Below are 24,116 nucleotides of genomic sequence, written 5' to 3' on the forward strand. Positions count from 1 at the left end.
AGTTACTTTTTCTTCTTCGGAGCTAAGACCATGACCAGTTGACGGCCTTCCATCTTAGGACGCTGCTCTACAGTTACTAACTCTTCCAAATCTTTCTCGATTCGTTGGAGCAACTGCATACCCAGTTCCTGATGGGCCATCTCACGACCACGATAACGCAAAGTTATCTTGGCTTTATCTCCTGCTTCAAGGAAACGTATCAGGTTGCGTAGCTTGACCTGATAATCCCCTTCTTCCGTATTAGGACGGAATTTCACTTCCTTGATCTGGACCTGATGCTGTTTTTTCTTGGCTTCATTCTTTTGCTTTTTCAGCTCATAAAGATGCTTGCCATAATCCATCACTTTACAAACGATGGGATCAGCTTCAGAAATTTTCACCAGATCAAGTCCCGCTTCTTGTGCTGCCACAAGAGCGTCATTTACCGGTACGATGCCAATCTGTGTTCCGTCTGGACCAATAAGCCTGCACTGTTTAGTTACTTTCAGTAGATTCTCATTGATCATGGGCTCTTCTCTGCGAGCGCCCCTTCTGTTATCACGCCTGATAGTCTTATCTCCTGACTGTTTTTAGACTTATGAGTCCTGACGACCTTTCTTAGCGACATCACTGCTAAGAAGGTTTACAAATTTTTCTAGAGGCATAGCGCCTAGGTTTTCACCCGCACGTGTACGTACAGCAACCTCACCCGCCTCTACTTCTTTATCGCCTATTACAAGAAGGTAAGGCACCTTCTGTAAAGTACGCTCGCGAATTTTAAAGCCGATCTTCTCATTTCTCAAGTCTGACTCGGCTCTGAATCCTTGATTTTCAAGATTTTGAACAATTTTTTGACAATAATCAGCTTGTTTGTCCGTAATATTCATCACAACCGCTTGTACCGGCGCCAACCAAGTTGGTAATGCACCCGCATAGTTTTCGATCAGAATACCGATAAATCGCTCGAATGAACCCAGAATTGCACGGTGAATCATCACTGGTGTTTCACGCTCACCTTGCTCGTTTACAAACTGAGCACCAAGGCGACCCGGCATAGAGAAATCAACCTGAACTGTACCGCACTGCCAAACTCGACCAAGACAATCCTTCAGAGAGAATTCGATCTTAGGACCATAAAACGCACCTTCACCCGGCAACAGATCCCATTTAAGACCAGCATTATCCAATGCATCAGCCAAAGCCTTCTCAGATTTATCCCAAACTTCATCACTACCAACACGCTTCTCAGGACGAGTAGATAGCTTGTACTGAATTTCCTGGAAACCAAAATCCGCATACACTTCGTGTAGGAAATCAATGAACTCAGATACTTCACTCTGAATACTATCTTCAGCACAGAAAATATGACCATCGTCCTGAACGAAGCCACGAACACGCATGATACCGTGCAGCGCTCCAGATGGTTCATTACGGTGGCAAGAACCAAACTCAGCCATACGCAATGGCAGATCACGATAAGAGCGAATACCCTGATTATACACCTGAACGTGACATGGACAGTTCATTGGTTTCACGGCGAAATCACGGTTCTCAGAATGCGTGGTAAACATCTCTTCAGAGAATTTTTCCCAGTGACCTGATTTTTCCCAAAGAGTACGCTCTACAACCTGAGGAGTCTTAACTTCTACGTACTTGCGCGGACGAAGCTTTTGACGCATGTACTGCTCAATACCCTGATAAAGTGCCCAACCTTTAGGATGCCAGAATACCATGCCCGGTGCTTCTTCCTGCAGGTGGAACAGATCTAACTGTTTCCCTAGTTTACGGTGGTCGCGCTTCTCTGCTTCTTCTAGACGGTGCAGGTAAGCTTTAAGTGCTTTTTTGTCGCCCCACGCAGTACCGTAAATACGCTGTAGCATCTCGTTGTTAGAATCACCGCGCCAGTATGCACCAGCAACTTTCATCAGTTTAAATGCTTTGATGTGGCCAGTAGACGGAACGTGTGGGCCACGACATAGATCGATGAATTCGCCTTGAGAGTAAAAAGATAGATCTTCGTCATCTGGAACAGCTTGAAGCAACTCAACTTTGTACTTCTCACCCATCTCATCAAACATTTTGGTCGCTTCATCACGACTCATCAAGGAACGAGTAACAGGTAGGTTCTGCTTAACTAGCTCGGCCATTTTCTTTTCGATCTTTTCTAGATCTTCTGGTGTAAATGGACGCTCGTAAGCAAAGTCATAATAGAAACCATCTTCAATAACAGGCCCGATCGTTACCTGAGCACCAGGGAACAACTCTTGCACAGCCATAGCCATCAAATGAGCAGTAGAGTGACGGATAACTTCTAGACCTTCTTCATCACGCGCAGTGATGATGGCTAGATCAGCATCATTTTCAATAGTGAAAGAGGTATCAACTTCTTTACCGTCAACTTTACCGGCTAATGCAGCTTTAGCTAAACCAGCGCCAATATCAGCAGCAACTTCAAATACAGTAACAGGGTTAGCAAACTCGCGTTTGCTACCATCTGGTAGGGTAATTACAGGCATGTTATTTCCTTGATTTCAGTGGTGACCCATACGTAAGGCCACTTATATTCGATACAAATTACTTACCGTACAAACCAAGTACGTTGTAAGTTGGCGCGATTATAGGTCAATCAAAGAAAAGGAGCTAGGACTATGTGCAATGAGGATCTATTCGGAGCCAGAAGACTTCGGTAGAGAGATTCGGATATTGATTCCTTTACCTTCGTTACTACTAAATTTGATAACGCCAAGCAGTCTGTTATTAACAAGCTCATGGATAATATACATCCCCATACCCGTTCCTCCTGAACCTTGCCGAGTTGTATAAAACTGCTCAAAGACATGCTGTTGTACTTCTTCAGTGATACCTTCACCGTCATCTTCGTAAATAAGCACGTATTCTTCGGGCCTTATCTCACTGCTAAACGTTATAGTACCGGCAACCGTTCCATCTTTAAAACCATGCATCAATGAATTGGTCATTAAATTCGTCGCAATTTGTGCAATAGCCCCAGCATCTACATTTAATTCGATATCAAGATCAATATTATTCACAACTTCAACAGGAGCGTTCTTGTAAGAGGGTTTTAAACTTAACAACACATCTTGAATATATTCTCTTAGATTTATATCCCTCTTTTGCTCACTAATCTGATCAACAGCTATTTGCTTGAACGCAAGCATCAAATCATGCGCTCGGGTTAAATTTGAAGTTAAAAGCTCACCTGCTTCGTGAGTATCCGATAAGAACTTTTCAAATTGCGTACGTGTCATCGTATTGTTTAGGAAACTGTTCATAACCTCATCAGTTTCCTCAGTTAAAAATGATGACGCTGTTTTAGAAACACCTAATGGCGTACTCACTTCATGCCCAATACTGCTAACGAGGCGCTTTAATGCAGATAGTTTTTCGCTTTGCAGTAACTCTTTTTGAGTAGCATCCAACTGATCCTGAGTTTCACTCAACTGAGCTTCTCTTTCTTCTAACAACTGCTCATTCAGCTTAACTTCGGCTTCCAGCTTTTCTTGGTATTCGCGCATCGCTTGGGCATTAGCATCCAAACGTTCATGCTGTTGAGAGAACTTATAATAAAGAAAACTTATTTCATCATGCTCATGATTATCGGGATAATTCATCGCTGAGTATTCCGATAACTCGTCTCCCTCTCTTTTTGTATTGTGATCAGTCGAAGTTTCCAACAACATGGCTAATTTATGCAATGGAATCTGAAATAGATAATGATGGATTACGTAAATCAACATGACGAGGAAAGCGATGACCGCGCAGACCATCAAAGCCAGCTTCATGCCTAGGGCCTCACCACTTTTAATAGCTGGCTCAATGATACTATCGACTTCTAATATTCCTCTAACATCTCCAAGTTGCCAATCTACCTTTGGAGAAAAGGGATGACTGTTGTGGCATCTCACACACGTATCAGCAACCAAGGTATCAGCAATAGCAACACGCACAATACTGGCACCAGCTTCGTTCTTTAAAACCTTTATATATTCAGATTGCGGATTTTCATTAAGATAATGCCAAGCTTGCTTAGCAAACTCGTCTAGTTGCCGCTCTGCACGATTTGGAAAGGGGAAAAAACTATATAACTTGATGCTAGTACCTTGTTGCGAATATTGCTCGCTCAGTTCATGCACCATGGTTGCTGGTAAAGGAATAGTATTTGATGTGCTTTTATGATCAGTTGTGACATCAATATCAGAATGTAAGAGCACTTCACCTACTACATTTTCAGTGTAATACCCTCTTAAGCGTTTAAATTGCTCTACTGTTTCTTCTGCTCTGGTCTGAGCTTCATCAATAGCTTGTTGTGTAATGACTTTCGGTAAGTAGTACAAAATGGCGATGACCAGCAATGCCATTACCAACAGGACAGGAAATATTATTTTCCACACCAACGACTTACGAACCTGCATTCCCCACCCTTCCAGCCTTTATACAACACTAAGAAAGTATAGGAGCATTTTTTAGGTTTGGTTAATTAAGATTATCACCAATATCAAGCGGTTAAGAAGCTTCTAATTGCCTTCTAGTGTAGTCAATATGTTCAGTCGCAACTTTACGCGCTAACTTAGCATCCCTATTAATTAGCGCCTGAAAGATTTGTGTATGTTGCGCACTAATTCCATCAGGATAACGGCCAAACTTTTTGAGAGTACGATCTAACACGCCATATATGGCATTAAAGTAACGGTTATAGAAAATCTGACTAAAAGAGATAACCAGTAGATGATGACTGGCTTCCGCAATCATCATATGAAACCTGAGATCAGCTTTGGCTTTAGCTAGGGTCGTATTACCACTACTACGCACCTGCATGGCTGCATACTCTTGTCCAATTCGATCGAGTTGCTCATCAGATGCACGCAAAGCAGCGTAGTAAGCTGCCTCCCCTTCCAATGCTGCCCTCATTTCCATCACTTGAACCTGAAACTCAAAGTTATCGCCAATGCTTTCAGAGGGCATGGAAAAATGACTTTCGAGCAAGTTCCTGCACAAGCTCCCACCACCATGATAAGTTTCGATAATGCCCTTTAATTCAAGATCTTGTACAGCTTCACGAACCGTTGCTCTAGAAAGGCTATATCGCTCTGCCAATACGCGCTGAGATGGCAGTTTCTCGCCTGGGCATATATCGCCATACAAAATTTGACTCTGAAGCTCAGAACTGAGCTTCTGACTTAAATTTGCATCTTTTACTGTCACACCGCATACCTCACACCACTTCTTGGTCAGACCAGTTATCAGTTTAGCATTTCCTTTGTGCCATCTCTTAACTATCTTTTGGATAACAGATAAAACTTCAGGCACTAGAACCTGAAGAAAAATAAGAAACGTCAGTGACGTGAGATCCTGATTCCTTATCAGGTAGAGCTGACCAATATAGCGATGACATTCATGCCAAATCAGAATCCTAAAGTCGGTTTATTTGTAACCTGTCTAGCAGATATGTTTAGACCTAGCGTTGCATTCGCAACCGTAAAACTACTTGAAGCTTCAGGCTGCACAGTAGAAGTGCCAGAAACACAAACCTGTTGCGGCCAACCTGCATATAACTCAGGTGATAAAGCAACCACTGCTGAAATTGCTAGAAAAACGATTGAAGCTTTTGATGGCTATGAATATGTCGTTGGGCCATCCGGTTCATGTATCGGAATGCTACATTATTACCCAGAGGTTTTTGACGAAAATGACCCTTGGAAAGCACGCGCATTGGATCTTAAAGCGCGCGCATTTGAGATCACCCAATTCCTAACTGACGTAGTCGATTTCGACCGCATCAATGCCGCATTTGAAGGCACAATCACCTACCACGATTCATGCTCTGGTCTTCGCCAACTCGGCGTTAAACAGCAACCACGTAAGCTGCTTTCTAAGGTTGAGAATTTAACTCTCAACGAGATGGAAGAATCAGAAACCTGCTGCGGCTTCGGCGGCACCTTCTGCGTTAAATATCCAGATATATCCAACCGCATGGTGTCTAACAAAACTGAATATATCAGCGATTCCGGTGCGAGCACTTTAGTCGGCGGTGATTTAGGTTGCCTATTGAATATGGCCGGCAAGCTTAAACGCGAAGGCAAGAAAATCGAAGCACGTCATGTAGTTGAGATTTTAGCTGGTATGACTGATACGCCAGCCATTGGCGAAGCAGAATATGAGCTAGCCTCTGAACTGAGCGCGGGGTAATACACGATGCATATTAAAAGCCCAGAATTTAAAGAAAACGCTCGTATAGCGCTACATAACGTAGAACTTCAAGAAGCCCTAGGTCAATTTAAACACGGCTTCCCAGTTAACCGTGCTAATGCAATCAAGCGCCTACCAGAGTTTGACGATCTGCGTGATGAAGCACGTGATCTGAAAAACCACATTATTCAGAATCTAGATATCTATCTGGAACAGTTTGAAGATAACGTTGTTAAAAATGGTGGTCATGTTCACTGGTGTAGAACAGGTGACGATGCCAACCAAACTATTCTCGATATTTGCAAACAGGTAAACGCCAAGACCATCACTAAAGGTAAGTCGATGGTTTCGGAAGAAACTGGCCTAAATGAATACCTTGAAGCGAACGGTGTACGCCCTGTCGAGACAGATTTGGGGGAATACATCCTACAGCTTCGTGATGATCATCCGAGCCATATTATTGCGCCAGCAATTCACCTGAATGTTAATGATGTATCCGAAACCTTCCACGAACATCACAAGCGCCCGAAAACAGAAGATCCACAGGCGTTGATGAAGGAAGCTCGCGAAGTACTGAGAAAGGAATTCGTAGGTGCTGATGTTGGGCTTACAGGAGCCAACTTTCTGGTAGCAGAAACTGGCTCAACCATCATCGTGACCAACGAAGGTAACGGTGATCTGACTCAGACCCTACCAAAAACTCACATTGTGATTACCTCCATCGAGAAGGTCGTACCTACGCTGGAGGATATGAGCCTGTTCCTTCGACTACTGGCTCGTTCTGCAACAGGTCAGGAATTTACGGTATACAACACGTTATCCACAGGACCAAAACGCGCTGAAGATCAGGACGGACCAGAAAACTTCCATGTGGTGTTAGTTGATAACGGCCGCAGCGAGATGGTGGGTACAGAGTTTCAAGATATGCTTCGCTGTATCCGATGCTCTTCTTGTATGAACCATTGCCCCGTATACGGTGCTGTTGGTGGCCACTCTTATGGTTGGGTTTACCCGGGCCCTATGGGTTCTGTTTTAACCCCCAAGATGATCGGCATTGATAAAGCTGCTCATCTACCAAACGCATCAACATCTTGTGGTAAGTGCGAAGAAGTATGTCCCGTACGTATTCCGCTTCCAAAATTGATGCGCCACTGGAGAGAGAAAGAGTTTGAAAAACACTTAACACCCAAAGCAGTCAGGTTTGGCATTGCTGGCTGGGCATTTTTTGCCAAACGCCCTGCCCTATACCGCTGGTTAGCAAGAAGCTCCGCTTGGTTTATGAACAAACTCGCTGGCAAGAAAGGCCGTATCAAGAAAATGCCGTTAGCCGGAGGCTGGACTGATTGGCGTGATATGCCAGCACCTCAAGGCAAGACCTTTATGGATCAATGGAAAGCCCACAAACAGGCGGAGAAATAAGATGAGCAAAGCAGAAATACTGGGCAACATCCGCCGCGGCTTACAGCGTGGTGAAGCAACGCCCGCACAGAAAGCGGCAGCTACACGTCGTATCAATGCACATAAAGCGACTATTATCCCTAAGCGTAGTCAGCTAGATAAAGCAGGTCAGATCCAACTGTTTCGAGATATGGCAAGCGGTGCAGCGGCTGAGCTAATCGACATTAATTCAATGAACCATCTGCCTGCTGCTGTTGCTGAGTGGCTAAATAAACATGATTTAAAATCTCTTGTTAGTGCAAGTGACGATTGCTTAAACGAACTAGATTGGTCTGCCTTAGGCGATATAAAACGTGAGCAGCGAGTTGCACAATCAGGTGATGTTGCAAGCTTAACCACCTCGATGACAGGTATCGCAGAAACAGGCACTCTGATGATGTATTCCCGTCCAGAGAGCCCGACGACATTGAATTTCCTACCGGATTGCCATCTCGTCTTATTGCGTGAATCGACGATCGTCGGTAGCTACGAAGATGCTTGGCAGATGGTTCGCGAACAGAACCCTGATGAAATGCCGCGCACGGTCAATATGATTACTGGCCCATCCCGTAGCGCGGACATCGGACAAAAATTACAAATGGGAGCTCATGGCCCCTGCGTACTTGTAATCTTTATCCTTAAAGATATGTAGCTCTATATCTTTATTGCTTTAGCCACCTCTTTAGGTGGCTTTTTTTGTTCTATGACCACCAAAGAACTCAGTTATATAGCTTATCTAAATTCTGTAAGCCCGCCTGATAAACGCCACGAATTGTTTTTTCTGCTTCTGCATCTGAAGCACCTGCAGCATTAAAGCTAGAACTCCAAACGACAATCGAGCCGCCTTGGCCATCTAACTTAACCTGAATTTCTGATTCATAATCAGACACAGGCAAGGGCGATTTATTGATTTGATAACGATAACTACGCTTTCCTTCATCCTTACTCAATAAAGTCTCAGTAATTTGAGCACCATTACCCAATGTCAGTACGCGTACTTCATTATCTCTGTCACTGGAAGCAACCGCAGGGTGCCAACGATACAAGCCGTTATAATCCCCTAACAACGCCCATACAGCAGATGGTTTTACATTCAGTTTGACTGATTCTTCAACCGCAATATTACCCGCGGCAGACACGTTTACAGCACCTAATAATGAAGATACCGCTACTGCACCCATAATCTTTTTAAGCATTTTTATTATTCCTTTTTATTTATCACAACACATTAAGTGAAATCCAAGCATGCACCAGTTAATTATTGATAACTATTATCATTAAGAACCTACCCAAAAGTACTTAATTAGCTAAATAGATGAAAATAAGCTAAAGCCAAATCATTCCAAGCCGATAGATTAATGTAAGTATTTTTTCATCAAACACCGACACCTGTGAACGGATTACAGATAACTGTCGTAATCGGACTATAGGATGATGTTATGGAATCAAATGAAATCACTGCTGCAGCGACAGCAATGTCAACGCAACAGTCTCAAACAACTCATGCAGTTAAATCAGCCGAGATGGCTAAAGATCAGCTCGAACAGACGGGCGAGCAAGTGATGCAGCTTTTGGAAGTCACTGCACCTGGTAAACTTAGAGTCGATCCACTGAGCCCGCTAGGCACCCAGATAGATGTCAAAGCCTAACAGCATTGCTAAAAAAGTGAATGCTGTGGCGCTGTGAGATCATCGAAGTCTTCATCTAAAAACTGCAAGATCGTCTCACACACAGGCCTCACCTGCTTATCCACATAATGCTGATAATCTAAAGGCGAACTCATAAATTCAATGGCTTCTGCGCCATTAACAGTCATCATATATTCAACATACGAACCTGACCGATACGGGCTCGGTTGACCTTTGGCTTGGTACCCATACTCTGCTTTCAAACCCGCCTGAACATGAGGTGGTTTATTCTTCACATACTGATCCAAACGCTGACGTATACGTTTTCGATAGATGAGCTTGTGATCTAAATTACCCGCTAATAAATCTTCGACCGTTAATTTAAGTAGCGTCTTCCACTCTTGTCCTAAGAAAATACGTTCATACAGCTGCTCTTGAAGTTCACGTGCTAGAGGCGTCCAATCAGTACGTACGTTTTCTAAACCTTTAAACACCATCTGGGTCGACCCACTCCCTGAGCGCTTAAGTCCTGCATAACGCTTCTTAGTACCTTTGTCTGAATGGCGCATAGTCGGCATTAAAAACCGACAATAGTGCGTCTCGTACTCGATCTCTAACTGACTATCTAGCTCGAAACGCTCTTGTAGGTTTTCACGCCACCAGCTATTGAGGTGTTCTGCTACAGCACGACCTTTACTGTTAGCTTGCTCTTCTGGAAAATCATCGCCTAACCATACAAAAACAGAATCGGTATCACCGTAAATCACCTTAAAACCGAATTCTGATTCGATATGATCGCGCGTCTTAGTCAGGATTTCATGTCCCCTCAAGGTGATCGAACTCGAGAGGCGTTGATCAAAAAAACGGCAAACGTTCGAACCTAAAACACCATAAAAGGAGTTCATAATAATCTTGATCGCTTGGGATAATGCAGCGTTCTTTAACTGCTTAGCTTGATCTCGCGCCGCCCAAAGCTTTTCGATCAACTGAGGTAAAATCGTCTTACTACGCGAAAAGATTGCGTGGTTAAAGCCGGGAACTAAATCTTCAGCCTCCGCTCCCTCTTTAAGTCCTTCAGCTAAACCATAAGGGTCGATTTTAAAGGTACGAATAATACTCGGGTACAGGCTTTTAAAGTCTAAAACCAGAACCTGTCTATACAAGCCTGGAAGCGAGTCCATTACATAACCACCAGGCGCACTAAGCCCAGACATCCCTGAGGCATATTGGGGAGCTACATAACCTGAACGATGTAACAGAGGAAGATACTGGTTATCAAATGCAGCCGCAGAGCCTCCTACTTTATCAAGAGCCAATCCTGTTAGACGTGCGCGTTCAAGAAGGTAATTAATCAGATCAGCATGCTCAAATATCTCCCAAACCAATCGGCAATCTTCTAAGTTATAACGGGCTAAAGCCTCTTTATCTTCTCTAAACAACCGTTGTATTTCATCGCCACGATCATCGACATGGTCTATCAACTTACCTCGATCTAGCATCTCCCGGGCAACATTTTCTAAAGCAAAACTTTCAAACTGATAAGTTGCACCTTTTAAGGTATCTATACCATCTAACACTATTCGCCCTGCCATACGCACGAACAGCTTACCCTGAGCCGATTCATGTAGTTTCAAAGGCAACCGGTCACGACCTAGAACAAGCGGAATACGCAGTGCTTCAGCACGCTTTTGTAGTACCCGAAAATCAAAACCGACTACGTTCCAACCAATAAACGCATCGGGGTCATAATCCGCAACCACTTGAATAAAACGCTGTAACAAAGCCTTTTCATCAACCACATATTCAAGCCCCTCACTATCTACACCTTCCCCCTGCATCAATACCAATTGAAAGTCATCAGCATAAAATGCAGCCGACAAAATATTGTCCGCTTTCATCGTAGTTTCTAAATCGATAGAGAGGATGCGTAAATTGGGCGTAAACGTATCTGGCTTTAAACGGACCTGTTCATTCACATGACTAATTTTTACACCACCTTGAATAAACCGTTCCATCAGGTAGCGATCTGCATGCCGTATATCATCTTCCATCATGACAATATTATGCAGATGCAGTAGTTCTTGAATTTGGCGATAGGTTTTTAAAGTTTGGCTATATATGGCTGTAACGCCACGATACTGAAAATCAGTTAGATCGACTTTATTAATACGCCAATCTCGGAGATGACTAAGTAAGGTTTTGACTCGAGGAACTTGCTCATCAAGAACAAAAAGCACCGCCTCTTGCTGAGTAATGGAAATCGGAAAAGCGTGGTGCTCTGAACAGACCCAATAGGTCAGCACGATACCCTCTCGAGTGTCGTGCTGATTTCGAGTCAGAATGAATGCTGAAGAGCTCTGATTCGAACTATCATGATGAGTAATCATACTCACTTAACCAAAGGGCGCGACCAGATCCATATCGGTTAACTCTGGGAAAGCTTCACGAACGGCAGCTTCATTTTGCGCTTCAAATAAGAGTTTTAAGTTAGGGCCGGCATCCATTGTAAGATAAATTTCTACGCCCGACGCTCTTAATTCCCAGACACGATGCATAGCCGCAACAGATTCTGGTTGCCAATATAAAAGCGGCGGCCAGGCAGCAATCATAGTTGCATGCATGGACAGAGCATTTTGCTCGGCGGTCTGCCCTAACAATTCCATATCTTGAGTAGCTAAGGCGTGCTTAATCGTAATTAGATCTTTCTCAGCCTGTGCAGGCCAAGATTGGTAGAGATCAGCCGATTCAACTGTACGCTGCATACCAGAACGTGAATCGATTTTTTTGGCGCCTGTAGCAACTTTTAACAAACCAATTCTGAACCCCGGCCAATCAACGGCTACAGGCTTGGCACAGCTATCCATGCCATTTGCTTGCTCGCCTTTATTCCATTCTACAAACCCTTGGTAGATTGAGCGTGATGCGCTACCACTTCCAATTCGAGCAAATGCAGACAGGACTTTCTGATCAAGATCGAAACGGTAAAAGTCGTTAATCGCCAACATTAGTGCAGCAAAACCAGAAGCTGAAGACGCAAGCCCCGCCGCTGTCGGTATATTATTAGTTGTCTCTACTTTGACCGGTTGATCCAGGTCTCGACGAAAAAGATCAATAAACGCGATAACTTTCCGAGTAAAGGAGGAATCCTCACTTTGCAACTCACCATTTAGATAGACCTGATCACCGGCTTCCAAAGGTGTGATTTTCGTTCGACTACCTAACTCACCCAACGAAATAGATAATGAAGAATTGATAGGCAGATTAAGCTCAACATCACGTTTACCCCAATACTTACACAAGGCGATATTACTGGGCGCAAACGCTTCTGCTTTCGTACCCGGCATAGTTTGCTCTGGAAGAAACGATGCCACTACACTTTGCTTAGTAATGCTCAATGCTAACCCCTTGTACCGAAACTGAGACTGGAATTTGTTCGTAAGTTATAGATAGATCCGGATCCGAACCAAGTGCAATCACACAATCCCCAAGACCCGAGCCAGAAATTTTAGCACCGGTAATATGCTTGCTTTGACGCAGTGTATACACAATATCGCAAATCGCTTTATCTGCGACACCTAATGCGTCCATTAAGCCTTGGTAGTTATTCATTAATTGACCAAGCTTCTGCCAATCCTGTTGGGCTATTGCCTGTTCAGCATTATCTGCCACCGACCCCATCAGCTGATATATCTGCTGATAAAGCTCAGGATAATGACTTGCTAAACCCTCTACATATTTCAACACATCCGGTGTTTTAGTTTTATATCCCGCGTAATAAAGCGATATGTTGGGTAGCGCTGGCAGAGCTTTGATCTCTCTTGGCTTAACACGGTAAGAAACGATCGAACCATAGATACTAGCCACAAGATCAGTGCCCGATCCTCGTCCACCTTGTACTTGATGAACAACTGCAAGAGAGCGATCAAATAAGCTATCTCGATCAGTTTTATCTTTTACAAAAGATGCTAGAGCAGCAACTACACCTGCAGTAACCGCTGCTGAAGAGCCTAAGCCAACCGTATGTGAAAACTCTGAACGAATCGTAATTTTAATACCTGAAGGCAAACAGTCCGCATACATTGCAACGGCAGCCAATACAAAACTCAGCCTGTCATCAGCAGCCAAATCCGAAAGAGAGCTTCGGTATTGAGCTAGTGTCGAGTCAATCAGCACTTCTCGTGTTGCGATAGACTCAAGCTCTATGTGAATATATTTATCCACAGCACAAGCTAATGCCTTATGACCAAAAAGCACTGCATGTTCACCCATCAGCATAATACTGCCAGGCACAGTCACTTTAATCCGATTCAACGTGTGCTCCTTGATAACTGATTTTTAAGGGTTGTAGGTAGATATTTAAACGATCAGCAATCTCAGCAGCATTCCCTTTAGGAGCATAGACTAATACCAAACCACCCGTATCCCCAGAGCTACTCCCCGCACCACAAACTTTAGCACTACCACCCATCGACTCTATACGATGTATAACTTCTGCAACCGCTTGGGGCACAATGCCAATTTGTTGTAATAGTCGCTGATTTTCTTGTATTAAATCTAATTTCTGTTGATCATCTGATGAATAGATAATCCGCTCGAAATCCTGAGTTACCTGTTCAAAATGCTGCCAAATTGTTGAAAACTCGAATGACTCACGTACTGCTGAAACCGTTTCACCCGTTGAAGCTTTAGGCAAACCACTATTCCAGATAAACCAGTTGTCGCCTATTTTTTCTGGCAATAGCGTTACATGGTCGTTCTGAACTTTAACAACACCTCCAAAAGTCGTCGCAGCCGCATCAATCGCGCTACCACGACCATGTTGCAATCTCTCACAGTGTCGTACTAACTTGAAAAATTCCCGTTTATTTAATACCTGCTGAGAGGAGGCTTCAGCCAACTTCAGTAATGCGGCTATCACTGCAGCTGAGGAGCCCATACCTGCACCTGCAGGAATATCACTCGCTATTGAGATCTGACCAGGCTGATCAAAATCAAGTTGTGACAAGGTATAAAACAGCAAATCCGAAGGCGATAAGAGAACATCTGAAACAGCGAGTTTTCTTTGTAAAAACAGATTAAAACGTTGATCAAGCTGTTCGGAAAAGAATTTAAATGTGGCGATATTCTTAGAAAACCCACCAAAAACATCAGAAGATACTGATAGATTCATACTCGCGGTAGGAGTATATGAAGCCATTACAGAGGATGTAACGGCCATCGCAATGGCTGGAGCCCCATAAACAACTGAGTGCTCACCACTCAGTATTAGTTTCCCTGGGGCTATTGCCTTCATTAACAGCTAACGTATTCTCGCTTGTGACCACTGATCGCAGCCAAACGGAAACGCCCAGTAGTAGCAGCAGGAATATCATGATGTTCGCCATCACGAGGATCAGGGTGGCGATACAGATTTAGATATTCGTCATAACTCACTTCTTGCCGAGCATCTAACATAGCCTTATGGTTTAGAGTGTGCAGACACTTTTCATATCCCGCCACAACCGTACCAGAGAAAAATTCTGCAACGCAACCAGAACCATAACTAAAGAAACCGACTTTATTACCAGCTAAATTTTCTTTGCAGTTTTCAAGCAACGAGGTCAAACCGATATACATTGAAGCTGTATAGCTGTTACCAATGATACGGTTGTAATAAAGCGTTTCTTCAACCTGTTCTTCAATCTGCTCTAAAGAAAGGCCTGCTTTATTTACCTTTGCTAGATGTTTATGCGCTTTTTCCGCCATCCGGCTAAACGGCAAGTGATAGCAAAAGTGAGAGAAATCACTGAATGCTAGAGAGCTTACTTCCACAAAGTTTTCCCAAGCCTTTTTCAGCGATTTAAGGTATATCTTGGTAGAATATTTACCATCAACAAGTGCAGTTGTACGGTAATTTGGTCGCCAGAAGTCCATCACATCTTCAGTATGATTACCAACTTCTGGATCAATTTCGATTAGACGAGGGTTTGCTGAGATCAAAATTGCGACAGCACCACAACCTTGCGTCGCCTCTCCAGAGGTATCAAGGTCATATCGAGCAATATCAGATGCAATGACCAAAACCTTTTTTTCTGGCTGTCGAGCAACTAACGCGCACGCCATCTGAATAGCAGCTGTTGCGCTGTAACACGCCTGCTTTAACTCAACAACACGGCAGTTAGAATTCAATCCTAACAATCTATGCACATAGACGCCTGCAGCCTTAGACTGGTCCACACCCGTTTCTGTAGCAAAAAGCAATGTACTAATTGAATCTGTGCCTACCCTTTCAATTAACGGATAGGCAGCATTTGCAGCCATAGTCACTACATCTTCATCAGGTGCTGCCATAGACATCTTCTCTTGGCCTATACCCTGATAGTACTTTTCTGACTCGATTTGCTGAACATTCGCCAGTGTTCTTAAATCCAGGTAATAATTGGATGTATAGAAACTGATTTCGTCAATACCAACTGACATTCTTGGGTCTCGATCCTAACTCTCGTATAAAACAAGGGCCCGGTTATTAGATAACGATGCGATATCCCGGACACCTAGCAGAAACATAGCTGTTCTGAACTCTGCTTTTATTTTTTCTATTTCTTCTATAACTGCATCAGCAGATTCCATTGCTGGTTTTAACAACGGACCTGCCATGCCACATAAAGAGGCGCCGAGTATAACAGATTTAACCATATCAATCCCATCTCTTAAGCCACCACTTGCAACTAATGTGGCAACATCGCGATATGGACTAGCTATTTTCAAAGCTACAGGGGTCGGTAGCCCCCAATCTTGGAATTTGAGGCCTATATTACTCGCGTCCTTTCTACGATGGTGCTCAATTCGACTCCAAGACGTACCACCTGTTCCAGCTAGGTCGAAGGTTGTTACACCCGCCTTTAGGCCTAACTCAATATCCGCAGGAGATAAACCACTCCCCACCTCTTTAAGAAACACGGGCACCTCAAGTGCTGTCACAAGAGCTTCGATTTTCTCAGCAAGATTGGAGAAATCAGTATCCCCTTCAGGTTGAACCGCTTCTTGCAGAGGATTCAGGTGAAGATACAAAGCATCAGCACCTAGGCAGTCTATAGCTTGTTGTGCTTGCTGCACATCAACGCCATAGTTAAGTTGAACAGCGCCAAGATTCCCAATAAGAGGCACATCCGGAGCCAATTCTCTCAGAGAAAAGCTTTCTTTAGCTTCTGGAGACGTAAACATAACTCGTTGCGAACCAACTGCCATAGCAACACCCGTTGCCTGGGCCGCTTTCGCCAAATTATGATTGATCTGTTTTACTAACTGATGATCACCGCCTGTCATTGAGGATATCAACAAAGGGAAACTTAAATGATAACCTAAAAATTCACATGAGCTATCAACATCGTTCAAGGCGATCTCTGGTAAACCGCGATGCATCAAATGTATGCGATCAAAGTACCTGCCAGCACGATCCGTTGATGGATCATTTTCTATAGCTCTGATATGTTCAAGCTTTCGATCATTGGTCAGATCTGACATTAGCGCTCCAGCTTTAAGTGAGCTTCCATTAGCTCGCCTGGATTTGTCTGAGCAGCCAGCAAAGATAACTCACCACATAAAACCGTTGCAGCACAAATAGCAGCTAAACGTTGCGCATTTTCGCCCGGCGCTCGATCTTCCTTACAACCTAGTGCTGCCAAGTTCTCTTCAACAAAGTCGATCCCTTTACCATTACCAACTGAACCCATAATCAGGTTAGGCAAAGTACAAGAGAAATAAAGATCGTCTCCACGCACTTCAGCGTGCACTATACCTTGAGAACCTTCGATAATGTTCGCAGCATCTTGACCAGTAGCAAGGTAAAAGGCTAAAAGCATGTTCGCATAATGGGCATTAGCACTGCGCAGGCCGCCTGCCACCATGGTGCCAATCAAGTTTTTCTTAATATTAAGGTCAACCACCTTCTCAGGTGTTGTTTTTAAGCGTCTTTCACAAATATCACGCGGAATAACAATTTCAGTAACAACATATTTACCGCGGCCAAGAATACCGTTAACAGCTGTCGCCTTCTTATCTGAGCAATAGTTACCAGAAATTGATGAATAACGAAGCTGCGGGTATTCAGACAATATCCAAGGGATAATCTTGTCCGCAGCGTTTGTCACCATGTTGTGACCAGATGCATCACCCGTTGTAAATTCCAAGCGAAGATAGATCAAATTCGCAACGATCTGGCTATTCATATCGATAAGCTTGGCAAAACGACTACTTTGAGAAACCACCTCATTAATATCATTCATACGAGACTTAATCGAATTCAGAGCAAGCATAGCTTCAGTTGCGTCATCTGCTTCCAGCAGAATAGAGCGACTCATCCTCTCATCTATCACAGTCGTTTTAATGCCATCAGTCAATGCAGAAACCCTTGCTCCACGGCCAACAGATGGCCATAAAGGCGTTTCATAGGTAGCCAGAGGCACGCTGATTTTTTCATCTAAAACAGGCCCTGTAATTTTGATAGGACCCACATTACGCATCGGGATTGGAGCTTGACTGATTTTATGAGATTTCATGATATCTCTTTATGCAAAAGAAAAAGGGCTGCCAATGGCAACCCTTTTAAAATAAGGTTGAGTGCTAATTTTAATTAACTTCACCAGCCCTTTTCAATATTTTCCTTAAGACGCAGCAGCTTCTTCCGTTTCTGCTTCTTTTTGAGCCGGTGGATTTTGTTCTACATCACCTAAATTTGGCTCAGGTAAGGATAAATTTAGAGTATCTAATAACGTACCCATACCATTCACTACACGGTAATGCGCGATGAGTTGGTCATGAAGAGCATTTGTTAAATCATTTTTAGAAGAAAATACTTCATTCTCTGTATCTAACAAATCAAGCAAAGAACGCTGACCAATGTTGAACTGCTTCTGATAAGAATTACGTGTCTTTTGGCTTGAAGCAACATGCTGTTCAAGGTGAGGCAACTGTCTTGATAGAATTGAATAAGCATTCCAAGATAGTTCGATACTCTGAAGAACTTCACGATGACTTCTGTTCTGAACAGATTTAGCTTCTTCAATCTGGTGCTGAGTTTGACGCACGCGTGCTTGATCAGCACCACCGTTATAAAGGTTATAACGCAATCTCACCATAGCAGTAAGGTCTTCATTCACCCCTTCAACACCATCAAGATTGTTATTCCATGTACGATCGACTTCAAAATCTACACGAGGGTAATAATTACGTTTCGCTGCATTATATTGAGCAACAGCCGCCGCTGCATCCGCTTCAGCCACTTGCAGTGTAGGGTGATTACTCAAAGCAGTTTCTGTTGCTGAATCTAAAGATTCTGGAACCTGCACATTGACCAACTCAGGATAGATCAGCTCATCTGGTGCCATTAGGCCAGTGACTCGCTGATAATTAGCTTTAGCATCCAGTAAGTTATTTTCTGCCGCCAAGGTATTCACCTCAGCCAAAGCTAAGCGGCCTTCAGCTTGCTGGATAGAAGCCAAAGCCCCCACGCCTGATTCTGAGCGACGTTTGATCTGATCATAAATTTTAACGTGGTTAAAAAGATTTTCTTTAGCCTGCTGGAGAAGGGCACTACGACGATTCAGTTCGATATAAGCTCTAGCAGCATCTAACGCATATGTTTCAGCTGTTTCAACAATCCTTTTATCTGCCGAAATCGCTCGAGCTTTTTGACGCTTTACTTCATTCGACGTGGCAAAGCCATCAAATAACATCTGCCTAATACTTAGACTACCTTCACCACGTGTTAACTCGACATCACCACCATTAGCTCGAGTAGTTGTATTATTAGTCCACTCGTAACCAATACCACCTGCAACATCTACACTTGGTAAGTACCCAGCCTTAGCTTGTTTGACTTCTTGATAAACAGCATTTCGCGCATTGATAGCCCGTTGTACTTCCGGGCTATTACTTAACCCTTCTGCAACAACATTCTCAAGAGTAGTAGAGTAAACCGCTGTACTCACCGCCCCAAGTAGCACACCAGCAACAACTGACCTGAACATAATCCCCGCCTTAAATTATAAAAAGTTCGTAGTAGCTAGCCGATATAGCTGACACGTTTAAGCCGGTTGCTTACTAGCCATCAACACTAGCGCAACTCGGTCAGTCACCCCTGTTTTCTGAAAAATAGAACTCAGATGGGCTTTCACTGTCCGTTCAGTAATATCTAACTCGCGCGCAATTTCCTTATTACTTGCTCCCGTTGTCAAAACAGAAAGCACGTCTTGCTCGCGACTACTTAATCCTTCAAAACAATCTACAGTCTCTGCGGTGTCCACTTTGCTATCTGCGGCAGACATGCCTCCCAAAAGTCTTTTAAGCAACTTTTGCAAGAGTTCAGGCCCAGCCCAAATATCACCACGGAGTACAGTCTTCACCACTTCAGTCAGTAATGAACCTGTAACATACGTGTTGGTATATCCGTTAGCACCTGATTGTAATACTCGAATACCTTCATCCTCTGAAGGAGCATCGGTACACACAATCAAAATGATATCGGGATTATCCCTTTTGAAACTGAATACTAGCTGACTACTCTCATCATCAATCGAGCTAAGGTGCAATAAAACAATGCCTTGCTTGATCGCCGACAACTTTGATGAAAAATCTGCAATCGATAAAACTTCAGGCTGCCAGTCCACAAGCAACTTGAGCCATCGCTCCAAAACTTTCGGTCGGTTCCCTAGAAAGAATAACTGCATAATATCCATAATCCGCGGCACCAAAGCATAAAGTTACCCCTATAGCCGCGGCGCACAATAGTATAACGTCTAACCAATAGCTACAAGTTAATGAAGGTTTTGTAGACGATTCTCATTTGTATTCTTGCTCGTCATTAAACCATGTTCTCAAGAAGAACCATACAGCTTATGTGGTTTAATTTTTATTACAATTTATTTACAAGCTTTTACACTAGTTGTTGATTTACCACAAATTAGCACTTTATTGCCCATGAAAACTAACGCTCAGTGAGTGCTCTATCCTTAGCCTTCAAAACAGGCTTTAACAGATAATCCATCACCGTTTTCTTTCCGGTTAGAATATCTACACTGACTGTCATCCCCGCAATCAATGGCAGTTCAGCTTCAACCGTCCCAAGATAAGGTTGATCTGTCTCCAATCTGACCAAGTAGTAACTCTCCCCTTCTTCATCCAGAATCGTACTCGGGCTTACAAATACCACGGATGCTTCTGCACCACCGTAGATAGAAAAGTCATAGGCTGAAACTTTAATTACAGCCGCCTGACCAGGGGCAATATTGGCAATATCAGAAGGCCTTATTCTCGCTTCCACCAGCAACTTATCTTCCCAAGGAATGATATTTAAGAGCTCATCCCCTGGCTGAACAACACCTTCGACTGTATTTACCAGAAGCTGCTTTACTGTGCCCTTAACCGGCGCCTTTACTTCAGCGCGATCAATACGGTCATTCATGCCTGTTAAGGCTTGTTGAATTCTCGCACTTTCGGCCACTGCTTCATTAAGATCTCGACGCGCTTCACCTCTAAATTGCAGCTCGGCCCCATCAAGATTTTGCTTGGTTTCTTGCAAGGTCGATTCAATTCTCGGAATATTAAGGCGCACACCTGATAATTCACCTTGTAGGTCATTTAACTGGCGCTTTAATCTCAAAAATTCCACTTCTGAAATAACCCCCTCTTTAAGCAAAGGCCGGGTAATATCCAATTCCCGCTTTAATAAACCATAACTTCTCTCAAGCTGACGCGCCTGTGACTGCGCCGCTTTTAATTCCTGCTTACGTTGGGCTACTTGCTGCTCCAACCCGCCAAGGCCAGCAAGCATTTCAGCCTTTCGCGTCACAAAAAGGCTTTTCTCTTGAGACAGCATACTTTGGTATTCGCTCGGAAAATCTTTAGGCGGCACAAATTCAGTATTATCAGCTTCTGCCTGCAAACGCGCCGACTTAGCAATTAACTCATACTGACGTACCTGATTTTCCTTAAATGAACTTGAGAAACGAATATCATCAATCCGTAACAGCACCTGCCCTTTTTCAACTATATCGCCTTCACGCACCAAGATTTCTGATAAAGCACCACCTTCTAGAGTTTCGATCACTTGTAACTGGCTTGACGGAATAATTTCACCATCACCGCGTGTAATTTCATCCAACTCGGCCCAGCAAGCCCAGACGATGGCAAATACAACAAATATAAGCATTGCCCAAAGCAAAACACTAGCACCTTTCGGACTCTGCTCAGCCATGGCTTCACTCACGCTAGACATATAATGTAAATCTTTTTTAGCTTGAGCCATGACCTTACCTCTGCACCTGAAGACGACCTTGCTTTAACGCATCCAACACCGCTTCTTTCGGGCCATCAGCAACCACTCGACCAGCATCCATAACAATGATCCGGTCTACCAAGCTAAGCAAAGACATCTTATGGGTAACCACCAACATAGTTTTATCTTTAGCATATGCATTAAGCATGGTTTTAATCTGCTCTTCAGATGAGTTATCCATAGATGCTGTAGGCTCATCCAAAATCAGGATATTTGGGTCATGAATAAGAGAGCGCGCTACCGCTACAGTTTGCCTCTGACCACCTGACAAAGCCGCACCACGCTCACCTACCTGCATATCAAAACCTTGTGGATGGCGATTTACCATATCTGACACACCTGTCAGCTTCGCTACTTCAACAAGCCGCTCGTCTTCAGTTTGCGGGGAACCTATCACGATGTTGTCGCGCACACTGCCTGCAAACAACATAATATCCTGAGGCATATAGCCAAAATTCCGTCTTAGATCGACTGGATCTATCTGGTTAATATCTATTCCATCGATTCGAACTGAACCTTCTGAGGTATCGTAAAGGCCAAGTACCAATTTTTCGATTGTGGACTTACCCGAGCCAATACGACCAATTAGAGCCACGCTCTCGCCTGGCTTAATGCTAAACGAAACCCTATCTAAGGCCTTTTGCTCTTCATTAGGGTAAGCAAAACTCACATCTTTAAATTCGATTGCGCCTTCCAGTTCTTTACGATGTACAAATTGTTGTTCATCAGCACGCTCAGAAGGAAGCTCCATAATTTCATTCAAGCCTTTTAAAGCAGTTGACGCTTGATGGAAAGAGATAACCAGATTAGCCACCTGACTCATCGGTGCAATAGCTCTACCCGACAACATCACGCAAGCCACCAGAGCGCCCATAGTTAGCTCTCTCTCACTAATCAAATAAACACCCGTGATAATAATACCTACTGACGTAAGCTGCTGAGCAAGGGCCGCAAAGTTCACTACTGATGCTGAGAGCATCCGCGAACGTAGGCTCCATTTTGCAATGTAACCCACAGCCTGCTCCCAACCCAATTGCAAGGAAGAACTTGCACGTTGCGTCTTAACCGTTTCCATCGCAGTCAAACTTTCAATCAATGTTGCATTCTTTTGAGAATTTGAGGCAAAGGTCTTTTCTACTGCTTCTTTTAGGTAAGGCCGTACTATAAACGACACGAGCACTATCAAAGGGATAGCGACAAGGGGAACAATGACGAGCGGACCACCAATAAAACCAATCACAATCAAAAATAGAATGGCAAAAGGCAGATCAATAAACACCACATTGGTAGTCGAACTTAGAAAGCCTTTAATACTTTCAAACTCACGTAAATTACTAGCAAAAGAACCAACAGATGAAGGAAGCGCGCTGTACTTAAGCGATAGGACTTTTTCAAAAAGCAACGCTGATAATATGACATCACCTTTCTTTCCAGCTATCTCGAGGAAATAGGACCGAAGCATCTTTAATCCGAAATCGAATAGATACACGACCAATACGCCTATCGCCAATACCCATAGTGTTTCGATCGCATTGTTTGGTACAACGCGATCATAAACGTTCATAACAAACAGAGGGTTAGCAATAACGAAGAGGTTGATCAAAAACGAGGCTATTAATACATCTCGATAGATAGCGGTCGAACGCTTAATCGTCCCCCAAAACCAATGCCCTTGATGTCCTTCCAATAATTTGGAAACCTGCTGCTGAAATCGATATTCAAGTCGCACAAAAATTGCGTGATCTGTGTATGAAGCTGCTAATTCATCTAAGGCTATATGATGCTCACCGCCACTTTCAGGTTGAATAATAACGGCCTGACCAGCCTCATGATCTATCTCTTGCAGAACACAAGCTTGGTCATTTTCAAGTAATAAAACAGCTGGAAGAACTAGAGGGGAAATATCAGAAAGCTTTCGAGGTAATATTTGAGCTGCAAACCCAGCCCTTTTGGCTGCCCGAATAAATAACTTAGGCGTTAATTTATGATCAACTAACGGCAAACCTTCACATAACACCTCTGGTGAAAAAGGCTTATGATTTTGCTTACTGAGATGAACCAGACAACCGAGCAAAGGGTCTTGAACCGCTTCCATTTACCGTGACCTTAACCTTATTTGAGAGCAATACTCAAAAAAACGATATATAGTATGTGTATTAACAACTTACCCAATGTATCAAATCAATATGTTATACGCTATACGCAATGAAGAAGGCCGTATCGTCAGCCTTTCAGAAACTCCTCAAGCGGGTGCTGAAGCGGTTGATATAAAAAATAAAGAAGTCATGGATTTCCTATCTTTTAATGATGAGGAATTTTCTGCCGAAGAATTTCTTCAACAATCGGATATGGCGGTTGCTCGTATTTTTGAAGATTTGGTAGATGTACTTATTAACAAAAACCTTATTTTGTTTACTGACTTACCTCCAATGGCACAGAAGAAACTATTGGGCCGCAAACTTGCACGTAATATTAATCGCGGTGAAGGAGAGGCTGAGCTACAGGAAGAAAAATCTCATTCATTCCTAATTGGTGACGATGAAACCCTGTAA

The 24,116-nt window shown here is 43.5% G+C and carries 21 protein-coding genes; 5 read left to right on the top strand and 16 right to left on the bottom strand.

The annotated features are described in order from the left end of the window. Positions 1–2: 2 nt before the first annotated feature. The 4 genes from infC to ACMXYV_RS12340 form a co-directional block, all read right to left on the bottom strand. Positions 3–548, bottom strand: coding sequence for a translation initiation factor IF-3 (gene infC, locus ACMXYV_RS12325; protein ID WP_415891443.1), 546 nt, complete (start codon positions 546–548; stop codon positions 3–5). 27 nt (positions 549–575) lie between these two features. Continuing rightward, complete coding sequence (thrS, locus tag ACMXYV_RS12330; protein WP_415888773.1) at positions 576–2,495, bottom strand: threonine--tRNA ligase; 1,920 nt, start codon at positions 2,493–2,495, stop codon at positions 576–578. A 147-nt stretch (positions 2,496–2,642) separates the two neighbouring features. After that, positions 2,643–4,412 (bottom strand): ATP-binding protein, encoded by a 1,770-nt coding sequence (locus ACMXYV_RS12335; protein ID WP_415888774.1) that lies wholly within the window; start codon positions 4,410–4,412, stop codon positions 2,643–2,645. A gap of 91 nt (positions 4,413–4,503) precedes the next feature. Further along, positions 4,504–5,202, bottom strand: a complete 699-nt coding sequence (locus ACMXYV_RS12340) for a FadR/GntR family transcriptional regulator (RefSeq protein WP_415888775.1) — start codon at positions 5,200–5,202, stop codon at positions 4,504–4,506. A gap of 192 nt (positions 5,203–5,394) precedes the next feature. Here ACMXYV_RS12340 and ACMXYV_RS12345 point away from each other — a divergent pair, with 192 nt between their 5' ends. From ACMXYV_RS12345 to ACMXYV_RS12355, 3 genes are read left to right on the top strand one after another with little or no spacing between them, the layout of a single operon-like run. Beyond that, the gene (locus tag ACMXYV_RS12345; protein WP_415887409.1) at positions 5,395–6,186 is read left to right on the top strand and encodes a (Fe-S)-binding protein; all 792 of its coding nucleotides are present in this window, start codon (positions 5,395–5,397) and stop codon (positions 6,184–6,186) included. Between the two features lie 6 nt (positions 6,187–6,192). Beyond that, the gene (locus tag ACMXYV_RS12350) at positions 6,193–7,605 is read left to right on the top strand and encodes a LutB/LldF family L-lactate oxidation iron-sulfur protein (RefSeq protein ID WP_415888776.1); all 1,413 of its coding nucleotides are present in this window, start codon (positions 6,193–6,195) and stop codon (positions 7,603–7,605) included. A 1-nt stretch (position 7,606) separates the two neighbouring features. Next, the gene (locus ACMXYV_RS12355; protein WP_415888777.1) at positions 7,607–8,275 is read left to right on the top strand and encodes a LutC/YkgG family protein; all 669 of its coding nucleotides are present in this window, start codon (positions 7,607–7,609) and stop codon (positions 8,273–8,275) included. 67 nt (positions 8,276–8,342) lie between these two features. Here ACMXYV_RS12355 and ACMXYV_RS12360 read toward each other — a convergent pair whose 3' ends face one another. Continuing rightward, positions 8,343–8,819, bottom strand: a complete 477-nt coding sequence (locus ACMXYV_RS12360; RefSeq protein ID WP_415888778.1) for an SRPBCC family protein — start codon at positions 8,817–8,819, stop codon at positions 8,343–8,345. A 243-nt stretch (positions 8,820–9,062) separates the two neighbouring features. Between ACMXYV_RS12360 and ACMXYV_RS12365 the strand changes: the two genes are divergently transcribed. Next, complete coding sequence (locus ACMXYV_RS12365; RefSeq protein ID WP_415888779.1) at positions 9,063–9,272, top strand: hypothetical protein; 210 nt, start codon at positions 9,063–9,065, stop codon at positions 9,270–9,272. 8 nt (positions 9,273–9,280) lie between these two features. Here ACMXYV_RS12365 and ACMXYV_RS12370 read toward each other — a convergent pair whose 3' ends face one another. The 11 genes from ACMXYV_RS12370 to ACMXYV_RS12420 form a co-directional block, all read right to left on the bottom strand. Beyond that, on the bottom strand, positions 9,281–11,638 hold the full coding sequence (locus tag ACMXYV_RS12370) for a DNA polymerase II (RefSeq protein ID WP_415888780.1): 2,358 nt from the start codon (positions 11,636–11,638) through the stop codon (positions 9,281–9,283). A 6-nt stretch (positions 11,639–11,644) separates the two neighbouring features. Then, positions 11,645–12,646 (bottom strand): diphosphomevalonate decarboxylase, encoded by a 1,002-nt coding sequence (gene mvaD / locus ACMXYV_RS12375; RefSeq protein WP_415888781.1) that lies wholly within the window; start codon positions 12,644–12,646, stop codon positions 11,645–11,647. Beyond that, complete coding sequence (gene mvk / locus ACMXYV_RS12380) at positions 12,633–13,562, bottom strand: mevalonate kinase (protein ID WP_415888782.1); 930 nt, start codon at positions 13,560–13,562, stop codon at positions 12,633–12,635. Before mvk ends, mvaD begins: the two co-directional genes overlap by 14 nt. Beyond that, a complete protein-coding gene (locus tag ACMXYV_RS12385) occupies positions 13,549–14,544 on the bottom strand; it encodes a mevalonate kinase (protein ID WP_415888783.1) in 996 nt (331 codons plus the stop codon). Before ACMXYV_RS12385 ends, mvk begins: the two co-directional genes overlap by 14 nt. Next, positions 14,544–15,710 carry a hydroxymethylglutaryl-CoA synthase gene (locus ACMXYV_RS12390; RefSeq protein ID WP_415888784.1) on the bottom strand — a complete coding sequence of 389 codons (1,167 nt, stop codon included), beginning with the start codon at positions 15,708–15,710 and terminating at the stop codon, positions 14,544–14,546. The genes ACMXYV_RS12385 and ACMXYV_RS12390 overlap by 1 nt, the downstream gene beginning before the upstream one ends. 15 nt (positions 15,711–15,725) lie before the next feature. Then, entirely contained in the window at positions 15,726–16,754 is a 1,029-nt protein-coding gene (fni, locus tag ACMXYV_RS12395; RefSeq protein WP_415888785.1) for a type 2 isopentenyl-diphosphate Delta-isomerase, read from the bottom strand. Continuing rightward, positions 16,754–17,788, bottom strand: a complete 1,035-nt coding sequence (locus tag ACMXYV_RS12400) for a hydroxymethylglutaryl-CoA reductase (protein ID WP_415888786.1) — start codon at positions 17,786–17,788, stop codon at positions 16,754–16,756. Before ACMXYV_RS12400 ends, fni begins: the two co-directional genes overlap by 1 nt. A 105-nt stretch (positions 17,789–17,893) precedes the next feature. Continuing rightward, positions 17,894–19,258 carry a TolC family outer membrane protein gene (locus tag ACMXYV_RS12405; RefSeq protein ID WP_415888787.1) on the bottom strand — a complete coding sequence of 455 codons (1,365 nt, stop codon included), beginning with the start codon at positions 19,256–19,258 and terminating at the stop codon, positions 17,894–17,896. Between the two features lie 57 nt (positions 19,259–19,315). After that, on the bottom strand, positions 19,316–19,966 hold the full coding sequence (locus ACMXYV_RS12410) for a response regulator transcription factor (protein ID WP_415888788.1): 651 nt from the start codon (positions 19,964–19,966) through the stop codon (positions 19,316–19,318). Positions 19,967–20,214: 248 nt separating this feature from the next. Continuing rightward, complete coding sequence (locus ACMXYV_RS12415; RefSeq protein WP_415888789.1) at positions 20,215–21,534, bottom strand: HlyD family type I secretion periplasmic adaptor subunit; 1,320 nt, start codon at positions 21,532–21,534, stop codon at positions 20,215–20,217. A gap of 4 nt (positions 21,535–21,538) precedes the next feature. Further along, positions 21,539–23,659 (bottom strand): type I secretion system permease/ATPase, encoded by a 2,121-nt coding sequence (locus tag ACMXYV_RS12420; RefSeq protein WP_415888790.1) that lies wholly within the window; start codon positions 23,657–23,659, stop codon positions 21,539–21,541. Positions 23,660–23,735: 76 nt separating this feature from the next. On the opposite strand from ACMXYV_RS12420, the gene ACMXYV_RS12425 reads away from it, so the two are divergent. Next, positions 23,736–24,116, top strand: a complete 381-nt coding sequence (locus ACMXYV_RS12425) for a hypothetical protein (RefSeq protein ID WP_415888791.1) — start codon at positions 23,736–23,738, stop codon at positions 24,114–24,116.

This window comes from Neptuniibacter sp. SY11_33 (assembly GCF_047778025.1).
Taxonomy (GTDB): Bacteria; Pseudomonadota; Gammaproteobacteria; order Pseudomonadales; family Balneatricaceae; genus Neptuniibacter.